The organism is Chlorobaculum sp. 24CR, from assembly GCF_004118635.1.
Taxonomy (GTDB): domain Bacteria; phylum Bacteroidota; class Chlorobiia; order Chlorobiales; family Chlorobiaceae; genus Chlorobaculum.
In genome coordinates this window covers 1-14,688 of the sequence record NZ_SDGU01000012.1, presented here as the reverse complement: position 1 = coordinate 14,688, position 14,688 = coordinate 1, and the positions used below count along the sequence as shown (strand labels likewise).

14 protein-coding genes are annotated in these 14,688 nt (G+C 57.5%); 8 read left to right on the top strand and 6 right to left on the bottom strand.

Going from position 1 to position 14,688, the window contains the following annotated elements; all coding sequences use genetic code 11:
• The first annotated feature begins 21 nt into the window (after positions 1-21).
• The 3 genes from EST62_RS02770 (at position 22) to EST62_RS02760 (ending at position 3,061) form a co-directional block, all read left to right on the top strand.
• Entirely contained in the window at positions 22-1,383 is a 1,362-nt protein-coding gene (locus EST62_RS02770; protein WP_129050579.1) for a TolC family outer membrane protein, read from the top strand.
• A gap of 10 nt (positions 1,384-1,393) precedes the next feature.
• Positions 1,394-2,632 (top strand): glycosyltransferase family 4 protein, encoded by a 1,239-nt coding sequence (locus EST62_RS02765; RefSeq protein WP_129050578.1) that lies wholly within the window; start codon positions 1,394-1,396, stop codon positions 2,630-2,632.
• Positions 2,633-2,731: 99 nt separating this feature from the next.
• Positions 2,732-3,061, top strand: a complete 330-nt coding sequence (locus EST62_RS02760; RefSeq protein ID WP_129050577.1) for a hypothetical protein — start codon at positions 2,732-2,734, stop codon at positions 3,059-3,061.
• Positions 3,062-3,210: 149 nt separating this feature from the next.
• On the opposite strand, the gene EST62_RS02755 is transcribed toward EST62_RS02760, so the two are convergent.
• From EST62_RS02755 to EST62_RS02745, 3 genes are all read right to left on the bottom strand, one after another.
• Entirely contained in the window at positions 3,211-3,969 is a 759-nt protein-coding gene (locus EST62_RS02755; protein ID WP_129050576.1) for a SagB/ThcOx family dehydrogenase, read from the bottom strand.
• Positions 3,970-4,074: 105 nt separating this feature from the next.
• On the bottom strand, positions 4,075-6,354 hold the full coding sequence (locus tag EST62_RS02750) for a cation-translocating P-type ATPase (protein WP_129050575.1): 2,280 nt from the start codon (positions 6,352-6,354) through the stop codon (positions 4,075-4,077).
• A 269-nt stretch (positions 6,355-6,623) separates the two neighbouring features.
• A complete protein-coding gene (locus EST62_RS02745; RefSeq protein ID WP_129050574.1) occupies positions 6,624-8,222 on the bottom strand; it encodes a peptide chain release factor 3 in 1,599 nt (532 codons plus the stop codon).
• A gap of 59 nt (positions 8,223-8,281) precedes the next feature.
• Here EST62_RS02745 and EST62_RS13730 point away from each other — a divergent pair, with 59 nt between their 5' ends.
• Positions 8,282-8,608 (top strand): hypothetical protein, encoded by a 327-nt coding sequence (locus EST62_RS13730; protein ID WP_245153431.1) that lies wholly within the window; start codon positions 8,282-8,284, stop codon positions 8,606-8,608.
• Positions 8,609-8,711: 103 nt separating this feature from the next.
• Here the strand turns inward: EST62_RS13730 and EST62_RS02735 are convergent, their stop codons facing one another.
• From EST62_RS02735 to EST62_RS02725, 3 genes are read right to left on the bottom strand one after another with little or no spacing between them, the layout of a single operon-like run.
• Positions 8,712-9,554: a hypothetical protein gene (locus EST62_RS02735; RefSeq protein ID WP_129050573.1), complete on the bottom strand. Its 843-nt coding sequence runs from the start codon at positions 9,552-9,554 to the stop codon at positions 8,712-8,714.
• Between the two features lie 51 nt (positions 9,555-9,605).
• Positions 9,606-9,911 carry a BrnA antitoxin family protein gene (locus EST62_RS02730; RefSeq protein WP_129050572.1) on the bottom strand — a complete coding sequence of 102 codons (306 nt, stop codon included), beginning with the start codon at positions 9,909-9,911 and terminating at the stop codon, positions 9,606-9,608.
• Positions 9,883-10,191: a BrnT family toxin gene (locus tag EST62_RS02725; RefSeq protein WP_129050571.1), complete on the bottom strand. Its 309-nt coding sequence runs from the start codon at positions 10,189-10,191 to the stop codon at positions 9,883-9,885. The genes EST62_RS02730 and EST62_RS02725 overlap by 29 nt, the downstream gene beginning before the upstream one ends.
• 210 nt (positions 10,192-10,401) lie before the next feature.
• Between EST62_RS02725 and EST62_RS02720 the strand changes: the two genes are divergently transcribed.
• The 4 genes from EST62_RS02720 (at position 10,402) to EST62_RS02705 (ending at position 14,485) form a co-directional block, all read left to right on the top strand.
• Positions 10,402-11,724: a sodium:alanine symporter family protein gene (locus EST62_RS02720; RefSeq protein ID WP_245153429.1), complete on the top strand. Its 1,323-nt coding sequence runs from the start codon at positions 10,402-10,404 to the stop codon at positions 11,722-11,724.
• Positions 11,725-11,869: 145 nt separating this feature from the next.
• Positions 11,870-12,403: an inorganic diphosphatase gene (locus tag EST62_RS02715; protein ID WP_167599139.1), complete on the top strand. Its 534-nt coding sequence runs from the start codon at positions 11,870-11,872 to the stop codon at positions 12,401-12,403.
• A 608-nt stretch (positions 12,404-13,011) separates the two neighbouring features.
• The gene (locus EST62_RS02710; RefSeq protein ID WP_129050569.1) at positions 13,012-13,530 is read left to right on the top strand and encodes an HAD family hydrolase; all 519 of its coding nucleotides are present in this window, start codon (positions 13,012-13,014) and stop codon (positions 13,528-13,530) included.
• Positions 13,531-13,615: 85 nt separating this feature from the next.
• Entirely contained in the window at positions 13,616-14,485 is an 870-nt protein-coding gene (locus EST62_RS02705; protein WP_167599138.1) for an N-acetylneuraminate synthase family protein, read from the top strand.
• The last annotated feature ends 203 nt before the right edge of the window (positions 14,486-14,688 follow it).

The window sequence follows — 14,688 nt, the reverse complement described above, 5'->3', positions numbered from 1 at the left end:
AACGGAATAATTGGTAAACAAATGCGTAACAAATCCGGATGGCGATGCCGGTTCAGCTCGGCTCTTCCGGTTCTGGTCTCGCTCATTCTGCCGGTCGCCGCATCGGGCGCGGAACCGCTCAGCCTGAAAGAGGCTTACGATCATGCGCTGGAATACGACGCGCAGTACCTCGCCTCCGAAGCCGACACGCAGATCGCAAAAGAGGAGGTGGCCAAAGCCTGGTCGGGGTTCCTGCCCAACATCAAGGCTTCGACCTCGCGCGGGCGGAACCAGACAGACCAGACAACAGCTCTCGGAGAGAGTCCGACCGTCTGGTACAACACGCTGAGCCACAGCCTCTCGCTCCGCCAGCCGCTCTTCAATCTCGCCACCGTCGCCAGCTACAAGCAGTCGCGGGCGGTCAGGGCCAAGAGCGAAGCGCTGTTCCGGAGCGAGCACGCCTCCTTGATCGTGCGCACCGCCGAGCAGTTCTGCAATGTGCTCTTTTCCGAGGAGAACATCGCTTTCGCCAAGGCGCAGGTCGAAGCAACCAGAGAGCAGTTCGAGCAGTCGAAAAAGCGCTACGAGAACGGATACGGCACCATTACGGAGATCAACGAGGCGCAGGCCAGCTACGATCTTGCGGTCGCCGACCAGGCTGATGCCATCGCCGGGCTGGAGCAGAGCCGCCGCGAACTCGAACGCATCACCGGCGTCTATACCGAACGCCTCTCTCGTCTCGATCCGGAGAAGCTCGTGCTCCAGAGGCCGGAGCCGCGCGACGTCGAGGCGTGGGTCGAAATGGCCAGGGAAGAGAGCGGCAGAATCAGTGCAGCGCGTCAGGAGGTCGAAATCGCCCGCAAGGAGATCGACAAGAACAAAGCAGCCAAATATCCGCAACTTGACCTCTGGGCCGGGCGGAGCTACTCGGTGAGCGAGAACAACTACACCATCGGCTCGATCTACGACACCTGGTCGGTCAGCCTGCAATTGAGCGTACCGGTCTATACCGGTGGCTTCACGAGCGCCTCGATCCGGCAGGCTTACGCGAGGCGCGTCAAGGCCCGCGAGCAGCTTAACCTTCAGGAGCGAAGCTCCCTGACCGATGTGCGGAAATATTACAACGCGCAGCTCAACAGCATCGTGCAGGTGCGCGCCTACGAGCAGGCGGCGAAATCGGGAGAAATCGCGCTCGAAGGTACGCAAAAAGGGTTTATTGCCGGATTCCGCACCAACGCCGAGGTGCTCGACGCCACCCGCAAATTGTACGAGACCCGCCGCAGCCTGGCGCGGGCGCGATACCAGTACATCCTGAACCGCCTCATGCTCCGTGACGCCGCCGGCGTGCTGGGCGAGGCCGATCTGGACGAGATCGACCGCTTCTTCGTTCTCGCCGGATCGTGATTGCTGCGCCATGCGTATCCTTTTCATCCATCAGAATTTTCCCGGCCAGTTCAAGCATCTCGCTCCGGCCCTCGTCGCGCGGGGCCACGAAGTGAGTGCCATGACCATGCGGAAGGACTCCCCGGCTCGCTGGCAAGGTGTGCGGCTCGTCCGCTACCGGGTCGCGCGGGGCAGCACGCCTGGCATTCACCCCTGGGTGGCCGACATCGAGTCCAAGACGATTCGCGGCGAAGCCTGCTTCCGCGCCTGCCTGAAGATGAAGGGTGAAGGATTCAATCCCGACGTGATCGTCGCCCACCCCGGTTGGGGCGAAAGCTTGTTCGTCAAACAGGTCTGGCCGAACGCGAGGCTTGGTAGCTACTGCGAATTTTTTTACCGGCCCGACGGCGCGGACATCGACTTCGATCCGGAATTTCCGGTGAACGATCCGGAGGGAAACGCCTGCCGCATCCGGATGAAAAACCTCAACAACGAGCTGCACTTTGGCATCGCCGACGCCGGGCTTTCGCCGACCCGGTGGCAGGCGAGCACCTTCCCGGAGCCATTCCGCCAAAAGATCACCGTGACGCACGACGGCATCGACACCGATCTCGTCAGGCCCGACCCGTCCGTCACCTTCCCGCTTCACGGCGGCGCGGCGCTGACCCGCAACGACGAAGTCATCACCTTCGTGAACCGCAACCTCGAACCCTATCGCGGCTTTCACATCTTCATGCGCGCCCTGCCCGAACTGCTCCGGCAGCGCCCTGAAGCCCGCGTGCTCATCGTCGGCGGCGACGAGGTGAGCTACGGCGCGCGTCCGGCGGACGGCAAAAGCTGGAAGCAGCGCTTCAGCGACGAAGTGCGCCCCCGGATGAGTGACGAGGCGTGGCGTCGCATCCACTTTCTCGGCAAGATTCCCTATCCCCGCTTCATCCAGCTCCTGCAACTCTCGACCGTGCACGTTTATCTCACCTACCCTTTCGTACTTTCGTGGAGCCTGCTCGAGGCGATGAGCGCCGGATGCGCCGTCGTCGGCAGCGACACCGCGCCGGTACGCGAGGCAATCCTCCACGATGAAACCGGATGGCTCGTCGATTTTTTCGACGCCAGCCGTCTGGCGAGCCAAGTAGCCGCACTCCTCGGCGATCCGGAAAAGCGCCAAGCCCTCGGCCAGCGCGCCAGCCAGTTCGTCCGGCAGCACTACGACCTCAAGCGCGCCTGCCTGCCCGCGCAGCTCGAATGGGTCGAGCGGCTGGGAGCGAAATAAAGGCTTTGCGGATCGTTTTGCCAGCCATCGTCGTTAATCTTGCATCGTATTTTTTGCTGAGTAGCCGTCACGAGTTACTCGTCACTTGTCACGACAACCATGAACGACCAGTTATTCAGAAAAGTATTGGGATACCTCGAATCGGAGAGCTACATGATGGCTTACAAAGTGCTTCACAGGATCGCCGACGAGTACATGCCGCTTGAAACGCGGATGGATTACGACGCCCTGCACTCCTCACTGAGCATCATTGTCGGCGAGCGCTCCGGCTATCCCGAAATTGCCGAAGAGCTTGCCGACTCCGCAAAGGTTTACGAACGCCTCGCCTGGTTGCTGACCAAAAAGCTTCTCGGCGATACCGAGGCAGGCGAACAGGCCGATACCCTCATGCTCTGCGTGGCGGCGTTTGGAATGCACCAGCGGAACTGAGGGTGGGGGTTTGCGCATGGGACTTATGGGGCGGACAGGACGAATGGGTCAGCAGCGCGAATATTTTTCCTCATCATGACAAATGAGCGTAAGTTGTTTTCTTCAAACAACTTAACACTCTTTCATTATCAATTATACATTCTCCATTATCAATTCTGTCTCTTCCCCACGGGAGCGAGGTAGATGGTGAACTCATCCTCGCCGTCAACGCCGATGAGCTGATCCATTCCGGGCTGGTCGTAGGCGGCGATGGCGCAGGTACCCGCGCCGATGGCCTGGCAGGCGAGGTAGAGGTTCTGGCAGACGTGGCCCGCGTCGAGCGCGATCACCTTGTGCGCGGCCAGGCCGTAACGCCACTCCATGCGGCAGGGGAGCGCCGTCCAGATGAAGGTGACCGCCGCGTCGCCGGTGAAGCGCTGGCCGAGCGTGGCCCTGACGATCAGGCTTTCGAGCTGCTCCGGCGCGTGCGAAAAGAGCAACGCATGTTCGAGCGGCAGGTAGCGGTAGATGCCTTTTTCCAACCCGTCAACGTTCAGCACGCAGAGGTACGTCTCGAAAGCGTGGCGGCACCCCGCCGACGGCACCGTCCGCAAAGCGTGGCCTTCGTCGAGCTTCAGCCGGACGCCCTGCGTGGCCCAGAGCAAAAGCGACAGCTCGTCGAAGGTGAGCGGCTCGCCGGAGTAGAACCGGCAGCTTTCGCGTTGAGCGATGGCCGACCAGAGATCGATGTCGCCCGCCAGCGTCGCCTTTTCGAGCGGCGGCAGGGGGATCGTCTTCGCGCCTTTCGGTATCGGCTTTTCAATCGGCGGCGGCGGAATGCGACGGTTCTGGTCGGTCTGCGAGAAGTCCACTTGTTGGCGGATGTTGTCTCTGAGGAACTCGCGGTAGTGGTTGAGTTCGTGGTTCATGGCTGTTTATGTAATGCTTGCTTATGGGACTTATAAGACAAATAAGACAAATGGGACGAATGGGTCGAATAAAGGATTGACAACATCTTTCGGACTCGTCGCCTGTCACGATCTGTTAATTTTAGCCGCCCTGAGTCTGAGCGAATTGGTGACGACCGAGATGCTGCTGCCAGCCATGGCGATGCCAGAGAAGGCCGGGTTCAGGAAGATGCCGTAGAGCGGGAAGAGCGCTCCGGCGGCGAGGGGGATGCCGATGAGGTTGTAGATGAAGGCCCAGAAGAGGTTCTGGCGGATGACGCGCATCGTTTTCTTCGAGAGCGTGATGGCCTGGGCGACCTTGCCGATCTCGCCGCCGAGCAGCGTGATGCCCGCCGATTCGATGGCGATCTCCGTGCCGCTGGCGAGCGCGATGCCGACGTCGGCTTGCGTGAGCGCCGGGGCGTCGTTGATGCCGTCGCCGGTCATGGCGACCGTGCGACCTTCGGACTGCAACTTCTTGATGGCATTGGCTTTATCGCCGGGCAGCACCTCGGCGATGACCTCCTCGATGCCCGCCTGCCGGGCGATGAACGCTGCGGCGTGGCGGTTGTCGCCGGTGAGCATCACCACCCGCTTGCCCATCCGTCGCAGGTCAGCGACCGTTTCGGCGGCTTCGGGCTTCAGCGTGTCGGAGAGGGCAATGAGTCCGAGCGTCTTGCCGTTCCGCTCGACGACGACCACCGTTTTGCCCTCCTCCTGGAGCCGTTCGACTTCCGGGCGGGCGCTCTCGCTGTCGCCTGGCTTACGCACCCGCACCGGCTCATCGCCGAGCAGTGCATCGACGCCAACCCCTTCGAGCGCCTTGAACTCCGTCACCTGCACCGGTTCGACGTTCCGCACCCTGGCGGCGTTGACGATAGCCTGCGCGAGCGGGTGCTCCGAGTGCTGTTCGATGCCCGCGGCCAGCGCGAGCAGTTCGCCGTCCGTCATCTTGTCACCGAACGGTTCGATGCCCGTGACCGACGGCGTGCCGCGCGTGATGGTGCCGGTTTTGTCGAACACCACTGTATCGACCCTGCTCAGCGTTTCGAGGCTCTCGGCGTTGCGGACGAGAATGCCATGCCGCGCGCCGAGGCCGGCGCCGACGATGATCGCCGTTGGCGTGGCCAGGCCGAGCGCGCACGGGCAGGCGATGACCAGAATACCGACCATCGCCATGATGCCGTAGGCGAGGGCGCTTTTAAAGCCGAGCGCGGGCGTGCCGACGGCGAGCCAGAGCAGGAACACCAGCACGGCGACGACGAGCACCGACGGGACGAACACGGCGGCCACCTTGTCGGCCAGGTTCTGCACCGGTGCTTTCGAGCCTTGCGCCTCCTCGACCATCGAAATGATGCGGGCGAGCATCGTCTCCGCGCCGACGCCGGTGGCCGTGAAGGTGAACGCGCCTTGCTTGTTGATGGTGCCGCCGATCACCGTGTCGCCTTCGCGCTTGTCCACCGGCACCGGTTCGCCGGTAATCATCGACTCGTCGATTGACGAACTGCCGGAAAAAATCACGCCATCGACCGGCACCCGTCCACCCGGCTTGACGGCGAGCATCGTGCCCTCGACGACCTCTTCGACCGGTACTTCGATCTCCTGGCCGTTGTCATAAACGATGGCTGACTTCGACTGCAAGCCGATGAGCTTTTCGATCGCCTCGCCGGTTTTGAGCTTCGAGCGGGCTTCGAGGTATTTGCCGAAGAGCACGAAGCCGATCACCACGATGGCCGCGTCGGCAAAGCTTTCGTGCGGCAGGCCGAGCCGGTCTCGCAGCGTCGGGAAGAGAATCGAAAAGGCGCTGTAGCCCCACGCGACCAGCGCGCCCATGCCGACCAGCGTATCCATGCTCGCCGCGCCGGTTCGCGCGAAGCTCGCGACGCCCCGCAGGAACGGCAGGCCGAGGTGGAACAGCACCCACGCCGCGACCAGCAGCGTGACGGAGCGCCAGGTTTCCCTGTCGATGGGGAAGTGGGGGATCGATGGAACGAGCGCGAAGGCGGTGTGCCAGAGCATCACCGCGAAAAAGAGCAGCGCAAGGGGCAGGGCGAGCTGCACCTGCCGCTTCTGCCGACGCAGTTCGTCGAGCTTCTCCTGCTTTTTTGAGGCGCGGCGGTCGGCGGCGGGTTCCGGCGCGGCGGCTTTCGCGGGAGCCTCTTCGACCAGCGAAAAGCCGTACCTGCCGAGCAACTCGTTCAGCGCCTCGACGCTCACCGGCTCGCCGCTGAACTCGATGCGAGCCGTTTCGGTCGCCAGGTTGACCTCGGCTTTGGCGACGGGGTCGAGCGCCGAAAGCTTTTTGGTGATGATCGCCACGCAACTCGCGCAGTGCATCCCCTTGACCGAGTAGGTGCGGGTGGTCATTGCTGTTTTCTGTGGATGGTAACAATTATAAAGTACTACCCACAGCCAACCTCAATGGTTCCTTTGCCTTTTCCGTCCACGAAGTCCACAACGTCCACCATAGGGGCGGGTTTCATGCCCGCCCTGTTGTTGGCTGCAAGGCGAATGATTCATCGTGGCGTTGAGGCGGTTCGTGGCAGGGCAACCGCGAGGGTTGCCCCTACGAGGGGTGGGGTGTTTTGAAATATTTCGTAGGGGCGGGTTTTACGCCCGCCCTCTCGGTTCATCCTTCAGGCCTCTTCGCCTTCGGTTTTGAACTCCGAGGTTGTGTGGAATTCGATTTCGGGGAAATCCTCTTTGGCGATTTTGAGCATCCACTCGGTTTCGGCGAAAAAGACCGGGTGCTCCTCCTTGTCGCGGGCGATGACGTTGGCCCGGCGGCGCATGAATTCGTCGAGCTGTTCCTGGTTGTCGCTGGTGAACCAGAACGCCTTGTGGAAGCGCAAGGGCGTGAAGGAGCACTGCGCGCCGTACTCGTGTTCGAGCCGGAACTGGATGACGTCGAACTGGAGTTCGCCGACCGTGCCGACGATCTTCTTCGTGCCGTACTGCACGAAGAGCTGCGCTACGCCTTCGTCGGTGAGCTGGCGGATGCCCTTTTCGAGCTGCTTGGTTTTGAGCGGATCGCGGTTTTCGAGCACCTTGAAAATCTCCGGCGAGAAGCTCGGAATGCCCCGGAAGTGCAGCGCTTCGCCCTCGGTGAGCGTGTCGCCGATCTTGAGCGAGCCGTTGTCGTACAGGCCGATCACGTCGCCCGCCCACGCTTCGTCGATGACGCTTTTCTCCTGTGCCATGAACTGCGTCGGGTTGGAGAAGCGGAGCTTTTTGCCGAGGCGCGTGTGCTGGTAGAACTTGTTGCGCTCGAAGCGCCCTGAGCAGATTTTGAAGAAGGCCGTGCGGTCGCGGTGGTTCGGGTCGAGGTTGGCATGAATCTTGAAGACGAAGCCACTCAGCGTCGGTTCGGAGGCGCTCACGATGCGCTCGGTCGCCTCGCGCTCGTGCGGGCAGGGGGCGACCTCGATGAAGGTGTCGAGCAGTTCGTGGACGCCGAAGTTGTTGACCGCGCTGCCGAAAAAGACTGGCGCCTGCAACCCTTCGCGGTACATCTCCAGCTCGTAGGGTTCATAGACCCCCTCGATCAGCTCCACATCCTCGCGCAGTTTTTTGGCGTTGGCCGTGCCGATCCAGTCGGCGAGTTTCGGATCGTCGATCCCTTCGATGTCGGTCAGCTTCTGGCCGATCTGCGACGAGTTGGCCTCGAACAGGTTCAGCGATTTGTCGAACAGATTGTAAACGCCCTTGAAGTTCTGGCCCTGGCTGATCGGCCAGGTCATCGGGCAGGTCTGGATGTCGAGCTTCTCCTCCAGCTCGTCGAGCAGCTCGAACGGGTCGCGCCCCTCGCGGTCCATCTTGTTGATAAAGATAATCACCGGCGTATGGCGCATCCGGCACACCTCCATCAGCCGCTCGGTCTGCTCCTCGACGCCCTTCATACTATCGACGACGAGAATGACGCTATCGACCGCCGTCAGCGTACGGTAGGTGTCTTCGGCGAAATCCTTGTGGCCCGGCGTGTCGAGAATGTTGATGCGCTTGCCGCGATACTCGAAGCCCATCACCGAAGTCGCCACCGAAATGCCGCGCTGCTTCTCGATCTCCATGAAGTCGCTCGTCGCCGACTTGCGGATCTTGTTGCTTTTGACCGCCCCCGCCGTGTGAATCGCGCCGCCGAACAGCAGCAGTTTTTCGGTGAGGGTGGTTTTACCCGCATCCGGGTGGCTGATAATAGCGAACGTCCGTCGCCGCGCGATCTCCTGTGCTAACTCCATGGGTTTCTTCTCTCTGTCTGATGTGTCAAGTCCGGTTCTCTGTGATGAGGGCGGAAAATATGAAATTATTGAGAATATCGGGCATGGGGAAGGATGATGGTAAAGCTGGGCGTCCTTGTTTTATCGGGGCGGAGAGTGTACTTTTGGGGAAGTCAGGCAAGAATCATGAATTTGATAGTGTCGATGCCCCTATGGAACTTCATCCGCAAATTATAGGAAAAGAGGGTAAAAAAGAGTTCGTCGTTTTGCCCTATGAAGAGTTTATGGTTTTGGAAGAAGCTATGAGTGATTATCAGGATTTAAGGGATTTGAGGGAAGAGAAAGAAACGTCGCAGAATCAGCCAGGTGTTCCGTTAGATAAAGTTATTTCTGGCTTAAGTCTGTGACTCTTGATGTTGGTGGGGAATTTTTTTTGTCAAAATAATTAGCATTTGATTAAATCACTGTGAGTATAATTCATGATATCTTTTGCAGAAATTAGTTGTCTTTCTAAAACTTGTTAAATCGTTCTTGAGGGGATATTCGAGTTTCTCGTTTTTGCGCGATTACGATATTTGAATTAATATCTCGCGGTTTTTCTGGTTGATTTATTTCTTCTTTTTTTGTCTTTGTGGTTCTTGCGTGACATAGTAGGCATATGAAAATGAATGTGATTATGATTATGATGAATGCAAGACTCCAGTATGATATGGTTTGGTCGGTTTGTTGAATGTTTGTGGTGAAAGTAAGGAGTGATACTGTGGCGTTTGGTTCGCTGAGATTGTATAAGACTGTATGCGATATAGTAATGTCGCTCGGCGAGAACAGGCTCATTAAGCTATATGCTACTAATAAGAGCCAAATGATTGTTGTAAAGAGGCTTGTTATGTGATTTATTTTTGTGACAGAAAAAGAGTGGGATTTGATTGGGATAGTGAAAAAATGTTTTATTGTCGAAGGCTCTTTAATCTTTGATAGCGTTGTCTTGTATAATGGCCCGATAAAATCATCCTCCAACAGTTCAATCTGATATTCCCAATTTTCTTGCCAAAATTTACTCCCCAAATTTGCGAGATGCCATGCTATTGAGAATACAAGGCCAACGCAACTGATTATGAGAGCATAAAAATCTTTATTCTCTATTTTATCTGATCCTAAAACCACAAAATATCCAGCAAATATTGCGCCTATTAATGTCCAGAAATGTGTTGACCTTTTCCAGTATAGATCGATTTCAAATTTGCGAATATCCCAAGCGTACTTAAGTGCTTTTTCCGCTTTTTTCTGATCAGGTTTTTTTTCGTCTAATCCGAAGTGCTTCGTGTATTCTGTTTCGTTTATTTGTTCTGACATGGTGATGATGAGAAAAAATAGAGGATGTTAATTATACCAATATCCTGACCTTCAGGAGTTCGCTTTCTTTTGTTTGTTCCTTTCCAGCCCGTACTCGCTATCGATGCGTTCTCTGAGGTACATTTTCATCAAAGACTGATACGGCACGTCACGTTCGTTGGCAAGAGTCTTGATGCGATTGAGCAGCGTTTCCGGCAAACGGAGCGAAATGGTTTTCATTGTTGGTTTCAAATCCGGGAAGATGGCCGGTTTCGCTTTTTTCCAGTCGATATATTCAGACGAATCATGGGTAGCCCAGAACTCGCGTTCTTCCTGCTCACTGCTGAATTCAGGAACGGTCTTTGTCTGCTTTTTCATAGGTACTCTTCTCCTTTCTGTTCATGTCTCTCGACGAGATAATTCTGATTTTGTCTTTCCTGACGGTGAAAACCACAAAGAGTTTTCTGCCTTCATTCGTTTGACCCAGCGCGTACCATCTTGATTCTATCTCCGAATGTTTCGGGTCGTCGGCAACGATCAACGGCTGGTTGAAGAAGATCGATTCCGACTCGGAGTTCGATACGCCATGTTTTTCCGGATTTTTGGCGAGATTACCCTCATCCCATTGAAACCCGGTTATGCCTGTAAAAAGATTCATGATGCTTTGTATATTATTGAAATATACACGATGTGTGTGGAACTGTCAAGCTGGCAGTTCCAGAGCTTCGGGAATTTCCGTACTTTTTCCTGACGATTTTAAAAGATGCGGAGCTGGGGTTCCGCGCGCCCAGGTTTCCATCCACATTCATCCTAACTAAAAATCATGCAATCACTTGACAGCTTTCTTGCGCAATTTGAGCCTCTTCGGTTGCAAATTGAAGCTCTTCTCTCGCAAATCGCCGATGTCGTTTGGGGTATTCCGCTTCTGGTGGCGCTGTTCGGGACGCATCTGTTTTTGACGTTCAGGCTGGGTATTATCCAGAAGCATTTGCCTCATGCGATCCGTATTTCGTTTACCCGCTCGCATGAGGGCACCGGTGAAATCAGCCATTTCGGGGCGCTAGTGACGGCGCTGGCGGCCACCATCGGCACGGGCAACATCGTCGGCGTATCGACTGCCGTGGCTCTCGGCGGGCCGGGGGCGGTGCTCTGGATGTGGCTTACCGGCGTCTTTGGCATCGCCACCAAGTATGGCGAGGCGGTGCTGTCGGTCAAGTATCGCGTGGTCAACGAGGATGGCACGATTTCGGGTGGGCCGATGTACGTGCTCGAAAAGGGGCTGGGGATGAAGTGGCTCGGCGTCATTTTCGCGATTTTCACTGTCGTGGCCTCGTTCGGCATTGGCAACATGGTGCAGGCCAACTCCATCGCCACGCTGTTGCAGACCAGGTATCAGGTCTCGCCGTGGCTGACCGGCGCGGTGCTGACCGCGTTCACCGGCGTGGTGATTATCGGCGGCATCAAGTCAATCGCTCGCGTGTGCGAGTACCTCGTCCCCTTCATGGCTGCGCTCTATCTCGTCGGCTGCGTCGCGCTGCTGGTGATAGGGCACCACTCTATCGGCGACACCATCGGCCTCATCGTCAGTTCGGCCTTTTCCGGCCAGGCCGCGCTCGGCGGCTTCGCAGGCGCGGGGGCGCGCGAGGCGGTGCGGTACGGCATTGCGCGCGGCCTCTTTTCTAACGAGTCGGGCCTCGGCAGCGCGCCCATCGTGGCGGCGGCGGCGCAGACCTCGCATCCGGTACGCCAGGCGCTGATCTCCTCGACCGGCACTTTCTGGGACACGGTGGTGGTTTGCGCCGCCACAGGGATCGTGGTGGTCAACTCAGGCGCGTGGACGAGCGGCCTGAAAGGGGCGGAGCTGACCAACGCCGCTTTCTCGGACATACCCCACATTGGCCCGATGGTGCTCTCGTTCGGCCTGTTGACCTTCGTTTTTTCGACCATCATCGGATGGTCATATTACGGGGAAAAGGCGCTCGAATATCTCGCGGGCCGCGGGGCGATCAAGCCTTATCGCTGGCTCTGGGTCGCGGCGGTGATGGTCGGCTCGGTCGCCTCGCTGCAAGTGGTCTGGACCTTCGCCGACATCGCCAATGGCCTCATGGCGGTGCCGAACCTGGTGGCGTTGCTGCTGCTCAGCCCGGTGATCGCCAGTGAGACGAAGGAGTATTTCTCGCGGCGAGAGTGATGGGTAAAAAGGCCGGATCAGTCGGATACGGCCGATCTGGCTGATCTTGTTCTTAACGCTCTTTTTTCTGGATGGTTTGAAAAAAAATTCTATCTTGAAAAACGTTTTCATTTACACCATCCAGAGATAAACCAGACAGCCAACCATGAATTTCAACCCCTGGCACCACGTCGAGATCGGTGAAGATTGCCCGAACGTCGTTAATGCGATTGTCGAGATTTCCAAAGACAGCAAAACCAAGTACGAGCTGGACAAGAAGACCGGCATGTTGCTGCTTGACCGTGTGCTTTTCTCGTCGGTGCTGTATCCGGAAAACTACGGATTCATCCCCAAGACTCTCGGTGAAGACCACGATCCGCTTGACATCGTCGTCATTTCACAGTGCTCCATTGTGCCGATGTGCGTCGTGAAGTCCAGGGTGATCGGCGTCATGCGCATGATCGACCACGGCGAGGGCGACGACAAGATCATCGCCGTAGCTGAAGGCGATATGAGCGTCAGTGGCATCCACGACATTGGCGATCTCGGTAAGCACTTCAAGATGGAGCTTCAGCACTTCTTCGAAGAGTACAAGGCGCTCGAAAACAAAACCGTTCTGGTCGAAGATTTTCAGGACGCGGCCACGGCCAGGCAGATTCTGCTCGACTCGATCAACCGCTACAACGAAACGTATGCCTGATTCCGGCAGGCACGATTTTTGATCCAGCGAATCCGATGGGGCGTCATGGAAGCAATGCCATGTCGCCCTTTTTGATCTGTATCGGCAAGGTGCCGGTTGGCGCAGCATATAATGTTGAAAAGTTGATATATACGATTTGGTACAATAAAGAGCCGGAGTTGGCTGCTGGATGACAAACCCGCGAACAATCTTTTCCTCTTTTAATTTAAGTTGTTTTATATCATTGCGATAGCGCTGTTCTTCGCTTGTTGCTCTCCGCGTCCGCTTTTTCTGTGAGAAGTTCGTAATAGCCCATCGGCAAAGGGGTTGGCAATGTGTGGGTGGAATGTGGATAACTTGTTGAGTTGTCTGTTCCCGAAGGTTGATAACTGCGTTTGTCGTGGTTTGTCGGGGTCGAAATTCTCATTCCGTTCCGACAGTGATCGGCATCGCGACTCCGGTTTTTTCGCTCCATTCGCCTTGTTCCCGGCTATTGCGTGGCGAGAAGTGGAGATGCTTTAAGGCTGAATTCTTCGCCGCGAAGGCGGGGCGTCGAGGATATTACAGAAAAGTGATATATTGGCCGGTGTTTTGCACTGAAGCGATATTCCACCAAATCCCGTGACTCCATGATTCTTCTCTCTCCGCAGGAGCAGAAAGCGAGAGCTTCGCGCATCCGGGTTGTTCTTTCGGACAACGACGGCGTGTTCACCGATAACGGCGTTTACTACTCGGAACGGGGGGAAGAGTTCAAGCGGTACTCCATCCGCGACGGCATGGGCGTTGAACGGCTACGCGCTTATGGCATCGAAACCGGCATCATCACCGGCGAGGTTTCGCCAAGTCTTGTCAGGCGGGCGCAGAAGCTTCACATCGAAAGATTGTACCTCGGCGTCAAGGACAAGCTCTCGAAGCTCAATGAGGTGCTCTCGGATACCGGCCTCGACGTGTCGGAAATCGCCTATATCGGCGATGACGTGAACGACATCGAAATCATGAATGCCATCGCGCCATCCGGTCTGGTGGCCTGTCCGGGTGACGGTATGCATCTGGTTGAACCGTGCGTTCACTACCGGTGCGCCGCGCATGGCGGGCGGGGCGCGTTCCGCGAGTATGCCGAGTGGCTCATCGCCCAGAGAGCGTTGTAAGCATTCCAGACTCTTTTCCCTTTATCAATACTATCAATCAGAGGCTTGCAGCGCAGGCTTTAACAATATCTGTCGGGTCTAATCTATGGCTGAAGTGAAAATCGGAAATGGCATGGTCGGCGACGGCCATCCGGTGTATGTGATTGCGGAGATCGGGATCAACCATAACGGCTCGCTCGAAGTGGCCAGAAAGCTGATCGAAGGCGCGGCGCAGGCAGGTTGCGACGCCGTCAAGTTCCAGAAGCGGACGCCGGAGCTGTGCGTGCCGATGGATCAGCGTCAGATCGAGCGCGATACGCCGTGGGGGCGCATGACCTATATGGACTACCGTTACAAGGTGGAGTTCGGTTTCGACGACTATTCCGAAATCGACGCCTACTGCCGCCAGATGGGGATTGCGTGGTTCGCGTCGTGCTGGGACGAGGAGGCGGTCGATTTCATGGAGCAGTTCAACCCGCCGTGCTACAAGGCGGCGTCGGCTTCGCTGACCGACCTCGCGTTGCTGAAAAAGACCAAGGCGACCGGTCGTCCGCTGATGATTTCGACCGGCATGTCCACGATGGAGGAGGTCGATGCCGCCGTCAACGAGCTTGGCCGGGAGAATCTGCTGATCGCCCACACCAACTCCACCTATCCCTGCCCGGTCGAGGAGCTGAACCTGCGCATGATCCACACGCTTCAGCAGCGCTACCCCGACAACCCCATCGGCTATTCGGGCCACGAGGTGGGGCTGGCCACCACCTGGGCGGCGGTGGCGCTCGGCGCGACCTTCGTGGAGCGCCACGTGACGCTCGACCGCGCCATGTGGGGTTCCGACCAGGCGGCGTCGGTGGAGATTTCCGGCATGTCGCGGCTGGTCTCGAACATTCGCGACATCGAAAAAGCGCTTGGCGACGGCGTCAAGCGGGTCTATGATGGTGAGGCCGCCGCGCGCAAAAAGCTGCGCCGGGTGTAGCAGGCCGGGATCGACGAAAGACATACAATGTGAAGCTGCAGGGGAGCCGAGTCCTCTGCGGCTTTTTTCTTGTCTGCGCGGCGGATTCTGTCAGCTCCCCGTCAATCGGCTGGCGGCTTCAGAGACGGCAAAGCTCTCGCGGGAGCTGATAATCCGGCGGTTTAGCTTTTGCGGTCTTGCCTTGCGCGGTGAACTGAAGGCGG

Excerpts from the sequence above, each read along its gene's own strand:
- EST62_RS02770 (WP_129050579.1), top strand. The coding sequence starts at position 22 with ATGCGTAACAAATCCGGATGGCGATGCCGGTTCAGCTCGGCTCTTCCG.
- EST62_RS02765 (WP_129050578.1), top strand. The coding sequence starts at position 1,394 with ATGCGTATCCTTTTCATCCATCAGAATTTTCCCGGCCAGTTCAAGCAT.
- EST62_RS02760 (WP_129050577.1), top strand. The coding sequence starts at position 2,732 with ATGAACGACCAGTTATTCAGAAAAGTATTGGGATACCTCGAATCGGAG.
- EST62_RS02755 (WP_129050576.1), bottom strand. The coding sequence starts at position 3,969 with ATGAACCACGAACTCAACCACTACCGCGAGTTCCTCAGAGACAACATC.
- EST62_RS02750 (WP_129050575.1), bottom strand. The coding sequence starts at position 6,354 with ATGACCACCCGCACCTACTCGGTCAAGGGGATGCACTGCGCGAGTTGC.
- EST62_RS02745 (WP_129050574.1), bottom strand. The coding sequence starts at position 8,222 with ATGGAGTTAGCACAGGAGATCGCGCGGCGACGGACGTTCGCTATTATC.
- EST62_RS13730 (WP_245153431.1), top strand. The coding sequence starts at position 8,282 with ATGAAATTATTGAGAATATCGGGCATGGGGAAGGATGATGGTAAAGCT.
- EST62_RS02735 (WP_129050573.1), bottom strand. The coding sequence starts at position 9,554 with ATGTCAGAACAAATAAACGAAACAGAATACACGAAGCACTTCGGATTA.
- EST62_RS02730 (WP_129050572.1), bottom strand. The coding sequence starts at position 9,911 with ATGAAAAAGCAGACAAAGACCGTTCCTGAATTCAGCAGTGAGCAGGAA.
- EST62_RS02725 (WP_129050571.1), bottom strand. The coding sequence starts at position 10,191 with ATGAATCTTTTTACAGGCATAACCGGGTTTCAATGGGATGAGGGTAAT.
- EST62_RS02715 (WP_167599139.1), top strand. The coding sequence starts at position 11,870 with ATGAATTTCAACCCCTGGCACCACGTCGAGATCGGTGAAGATTGCCCG.
- EST62_RS02710 (WP_129050569.1), top strand. The coding sequence starts at position 13,012 with ATGATTCTTCTCTCTCCGCAGGAGCAGAAAGCGAGAGCTTCGCGCATC.
- EST62_RS02705 (WP_167599138.1), top strand. The coding sequence starts at position 13,616 with ATGGCTGAAGTGAAAATCGGAAATGGCATGGTCGGCGACGGCCATCCG.